Source organism: Bifidobacterium sp., from assembly GCF_050874245.1.
Taxonomy (GTDB): domain Bacteria; phylum Actinomycetota; class Actinomycetes; order Actinomycetales; family Bifidobacteriaceae; genus Bifidobacterium.
On record NZ_JBNMKH010000104.1, the window covers coordinates 1 to 4947 of the forward strand.

The following is a 4947-nucleotide window of genomic DNA, read 5'->3' on the forward strand; positions in this document are numbered from 1 at the left end:
CCTCCGGCATCATCCGCGTGCACCAGTTCGACAAGGTGGAGATGTTCGTCTACGCCAAGCAGGAGGACTCCTACAAGGAGCATGAGCACCTGCTGGCCATGGAGCAGGAGATGCTCGGCAAGGTCGAGGTGCCGTACCGCATCATCGACACCGCCGCCGGAGATCTGGGCTCCTCCGCCGCCCGCAAGTTCGACTGCGAGGCGTGGGTGCCGACCCAGGGCCGCTACCGCGAGCTGACCTCCACCTCCAACTGCACCGAATACCAGGCCCGCCGCCTGAACATCCGCGAACGCATGGAGGACGGCAGCACCCGCGCCGTCTCCACGCTGAACGGCACGCTGGCCACCACCCGTTGGCTGGTCGCCATCCTCGAGAACCACCAGCAGAAGGACGGCTCCATCGAGATTCCGAAGGCCATGCGTCCGTACATGGGTGGCAAGGAAGTCATCGAGCCTACTAAGTGGGAAGCCTGATTCCATCAGGCTTCGCTGTGCCTGTGCGCGGTGCGTGACGCTTTCGCTACGCACCGGCCACGGACAGTTCCACTGGACTGTCCGTCCCACTAAATGGGAAGCCTGATTCCCGGGACCGGCCATATCCGGTTTCTGATGTGAATCCGTGAAAAGCGGCGTTGGCACCTGTGCCACGCCGCTTTTCTCATCGCTGTGATATATTGACGTTTCGTACGTGTGGTTTCGGCCTCTCGTACGAAGGACAGATGTCTGAGCGGTCTAAAGAGACGGTCTTGAAAACCGTTGAAGGGCAACCTTCCGCGAGTTCGAATCTCGCTCTGTCCGCTTTGTGGGGCTTATCGGTTTCTGCCGATAAGCCCTTTTTCGTTCGGGTCCTGCTCTGGTCGCGCCCTGTCACACGATCCGACGGTCGGCGGCCCAACGGGTGAGTTCGGAGCGGTTCGACAACTGCAGTTTGCGCAGTACCGAGCTCATATGCGTCTCCACGGTCTTGATGGAGATGAACAGTTCCGAAGCCACCTCCTTGTACGTGTAGCCGCGTGCGATCAGCCGCATGACCTCCTGCTCGCGGTTGGACAGCCGGTCCAGCTCGTCATCGTGGATCGGGCCGCCGAACGCGCCGTTCGCGCTTGGACCGTTCTGGAAGGCGGACAGCACGAATCCCGCCAATTTCGGCGAGAACACGGCGTAGCCCTCATGCACCTGCTTGATGGAGGACACCAGGTCGTCGCCGGAAATCGTTTTGGTCACATATCCCTGCGCGCCGGCGCGGATCACGGAACCGACGTCCTGCGGAGAATCCGACACGGACAGCGCGAGGAAGACGGTATCGGGGGAGTATGCGCGCGATTTCGCGAGGATTTCGGCGCCTCCGCCGTTCTCACCGCCCGGCACATGCACGTCCAGCAGCACCACATCCGGCTTGGTCTGCGCGATCATCGCCACCGAGCCCTCCACGTCGGCCGCCTGCCCGACCACGTCGAAATACGGCTGCAACGTGGCGATCACGCCCGCCCGGAACATCTCATGGTCATCCACGACGGCGATTCTGATGTGCTGTTCCCGCTCGTTCATTGCCTCTCCTTGGGTCTGATCGATTCGTGCCGCGTCTTGCTGCATGCATCGTGTTCATTGCACCGATTGCGTCCGTCGCTGCGTCTGCCGTTGCGATTGCGTCGGCCGCGCGCCCGTATCGCCGTTCACCGTCGTGGACGTGCCGTCGTCCGTATCTCCCGCCGCGCCTGAAATCGGCATGTGCATGCGCACCTCCGTACCCCAGCCGGGCCTCGACACAATCTCCACTGTACCGCCGCGGCGCTTGATACGTCCGATGATGGACTCGCGGATGCCCAGGCGATTCGCTGGAATGGCGTCGACATCGAAGCCGTCGCCATGGTCGCGCACGAACACCTCCACCAGTTTGTCGCCGGCTTCGCAGTAGACGGATATCGGTTCGCCGCCATGCGTCACGGCGTTGACGAGCGCCTGCTGCGTGGCGTCCAACAGCGCGTCGGTCTGCGCGCTCGGCTGTGCGTCGCCCACCGTCACCACCTCGATCGGCTTGCCGTGTGTGTCCTCCACATGCGCCGCGATCTGCTTCAAACCGGCGTTGACGGAACGATCCGACGTGGTGCGCTCCTGATACAGCCATTCGCGCAGCTCGCGTTCCTGTTGCCTCGCCAGCGAGAACACGGTCTGCTGGTCATCGGCATGCAACTGGATCAGTGCCAGCGTCTGCAGCACGCCGTCGTGCAGGTGGGCGGTCATGTCGGCACGCTCCTCCTCACGTTCCTTCAACGCGCGCTCCGTGCCCAAATCCCGTATCAACGCCGTGATCCATGGCACAATCGCCAGCAGCACGCCGACAAGCATCGCCAGACCGGCGACCAGCATGGTGAGCGTGGCGTGTCGTGCGGATGGCATCGTGCGGACATGCGTGGCGATGTACAGCGCATATGCGGCGAAGATGATCGCAATGCCGGCGAGCATCGTCCACAACTGGCCTTCCTTCGCGTTGAAACGAAGCCAGGACACGCCGATGCCGACCACGCCGAGCAGCACCGGCAGAATCAGCGTGCCTTCGAGACCGGTCGCCGCCATCACCGCGCACAGACCCAACGCGGCGAGTCCCGCCATGGCCAGCAACGCGGGTTTCGGTGCCTGCCGGAGCATCTGTTCCAGGCTTTCGGACGATTGCCAACCGTCTTCAGATGGCGTTTCGTTTGCTATTGCTCCGGTCGCAGCCGATTGCGAGCCGACGTTTTGCATGCTTGTTCCAGCGTCCGCGATGCCGCGTGCGTCGGACCTGCCGTATGGCGCGTTCCCGCGTGACAACGGCGCGCTGCCTACGGGCTGGCTGCCTGCGATGGCGTATGCCTGCTGTACCGGATCGCCGGTGGGAATGGTGATCCACAGGAAGATGTAGGCGATGAGTCCGGAGCCGAAGAAGAAGGACGTGACGACGAAGATGAAATGGATCAGATTGACGGACACGCCCAGATGCATGCTGATGGCCTTGGCCACGCCAGCAGCCGCACGTCCATACGTTGGCCGCAGCAACGGTAGCCTGGCCGGTCGTGATGGTGCGGGACGGCCTTCGCGCAGGGCCTGCTCGTAGCACCAGCGCATGTAGACCGCGCTGGCCTGATCGTACTGTTCCTGCGTGTACCGCGGTTTGGCTAAGGATTTCATGCTTCCATTGTGCCCTGTCGGGGATGCCGATTCAGGGCTTTCAGCCGGTGTTCAGGGCAGATTCAGGGTGTTCCCCGATACGTGTGACGGCTGCGGATTGCTGTAATGGAGACATGAGCAACGCAAACAACAATCCGCAAGGCGGTCGTGCCGCTGGTTCTGCCGGACCGCAGCCCCAGCCGCCGATGTATCAGCCGCAGCCGAATCGCGGCAATCGATTCTTCGCATGGATTCGTTCCAGCCGGATCATGCGCGGCCGTAACCGTTGGGTCGCCGGCGTGTGCGACGGCGTGGCGCGCCGCCTGGGATGGAGCGCCACCCTGGTCCGCGCGCTGGTGATCCTCACCTCGCTGCTGTTCGGCGCCGGAGCGGCGTTCTACGCACTGGCCTGGTTCCTGCTGCCGGACGAGACGGATGGCCGGATCCTGTGCGAGGAGCTGGTCAACGGCCATTGGGATTGGAACTGCGCGGGCGCGCTGGTGTGCGCCGCGGTGGCGCTGTGCCTGCCCGGCGCCGGATGGCTGGCGTTCGGCGCGGCCGTGCTGGTCTTCTGGCTGCTGGTGAATCGCCAATCGTATGCGACGAGCTGGCAACCGCCGCAAGCGGGCGGACCATGGCCGGGGCAGCCTACCCAACCCACGCAGCCCGGACAGCCGGCGCGGCCTGCGCAATCGCAATATATGCCGCGTCCGATGCCGGCGAACACGGCCACTGCCGCGAACATGTCAGGCATGACCGGCCAACCAATGCCGCAGCCGACGCGTCCCACGCCTTCTAGCTACCAGCCGTACGCGCGTCCCGCCCAATCGCCATACCAGACGTTTCAACAGCCGGTGAGCCCGCCTGCCGCGTTCGCCACATCCAATGTGCCGCCGACCTTCACCGCTCCGCCGACGGCCGTGGCGCCGCAGCCGAAGCGTGCCCGCCGCAAGCCCGCCGGACCGCTGCTGGTGCTGGTGACGCTTGGCGTGGCTTTGCTGGCGATCGCCGGAACCGGCTGGTACGCCACCACGATGACGGTCGATTGGGATTACGCTTTGCGTGTTCTGCGTCTCGCCACGCTGTGCTGTGGCGGCATCTGCCTGGGAATCGGCGTGCTGATCGTCGTGCTTGGCTGCATGGGGCGTCGTGCCGGCGGCCTGCATCCGCTGGCATGGTTCGCGGCGTTCATGGCCGTGGCGATGACGTTCTGTACAGGCGCGGTGGCATGGGAAAGCCGCGGATGGATGATGTCGGACGACTATCACCGTATGACGGTGTCCGGCACCGTGACATGGAGCGACACCAGCGACGCCCAGATGAAACGGTACGAACAGGGACTGGTGGTGGTCGGCAAGAATTACGCCAACGATGTGCTTGACATCGATCTGAGCGGATATCCGGCCGCGCATGGCAAACACAAGGTCAAGCTCGACGACGGCACGTACGGCGAAAGCTCATGCCCGACGGGAGAACTGAATCTAGTGGTGGTGAACGCCCAGGTAGTGGTCACGCTGCCGGACGGATGCCAGTGGTCGGTCAGTGACAAGGACAGCGGCTACACCAACGTCACTGATTACGTGGGAGGGCCGGACGGGCTCACGTTCTTCAATGGCACGGGCTTCATGGGCCTGTCCCTCGATGAGGACGATGGTTCGGTACCTGGCCACCATGGGGTGAACAAGGGCGTTCCGGCGCTCGACGGCACCACCGATCCCGAGGATTCGGACGATGATGGTTCGGACGATGCCGACGATCAGGACGAATCCGATGAATCGGACACTGAGGACGATCCGTACGATTC

At 63.7% G+C, this 4947-nt stretch carries 4 protein-coding genes and 1 tRNA gene; 3 read left to right on the forward strand and 2 right to left on the reverse strand.

Features of this window, described 5'->3' with window-relative positions:
• Both ACR0P8_RS08605 and ACR0P8_RS08610 read left to right on the forward strand, forming a co-directional pair.
• Positions 1–473: aminoacyl--tRNA ligase-related protein (locus ACR0P8_RS08605; RefSeq protein ID WP_432624677.1), on the forward strand; the 473-nt coding region annotated here is incomplete at its 5' end.
• Between the two features lie 239 nt (positions 474–712).
• A tRNA-Ser gene (locus ACR0P8_RS08610) sits at positions 713–797 on the forward strand.
• 69 nt (positions 798–866) lie between these two features.
• Here the strand turns inward: ACR0P8_RS08610 and ACR0P8_RS08615 are convergent.
• Both ACR0P8_RS08615 and ACR0P8_RS08620 read right to left on the reverse strand, forming a co-directional pair.
• Entirely contained in the window at positions 867–1547 is a 681-nt protein-coding gene (locus ACR0P8_RS08615; RefSeq protein ID WP_432624678.1) for a LuxR C-terminal-related transcriptional regulator, read from the reverse strand.
• Between the two features lie 54 nt (positions 1548–1601).
• The gene (locus tag ACR0P8_RS08620; RefSeq protein WP_432624679.1) at positions 1602–3164 is read right to left on the reverse strand and encodes a PspC domain-containing protein; all 1563 of its coding nucleotides are present in this window, start codon (positions 3162–3164) and stop codon (positions 1602–1604) included.
• A 113-nt stretch (positions 3165–3277) separates the two neighbouring features.
• Between ACR0P8_RS08620 and ACR0P8_RS08625 the strand changes: the two genes are divergently transcribed.
• Positions 3278–4947 (forward strand): PspC domain-containing protein (locus ACR0P8_RS08625; RefSeq protein ID WP_432624680.1); only part of this gene is annotated, 1670 nt, incomplete at its 3' end.

Excerpts from the sequence above, each read along its gene's own strand:
- ACR0P8_RS08615 (WP_432624678.1), bottom strand. The coding sequence starts at position 1,547 with ATGAACGAGCGGGAACAGCACATCAGAATCGCCGTCGTGGATGACCAT.
- ACR0P8_RS08620 (WP_432624679.1), bottom strand. The coding sequence starts at position 3,164 with ATGAAATCCTTAGCCAAACCGCGGTACACGCAGGAACAGTACGATCAG.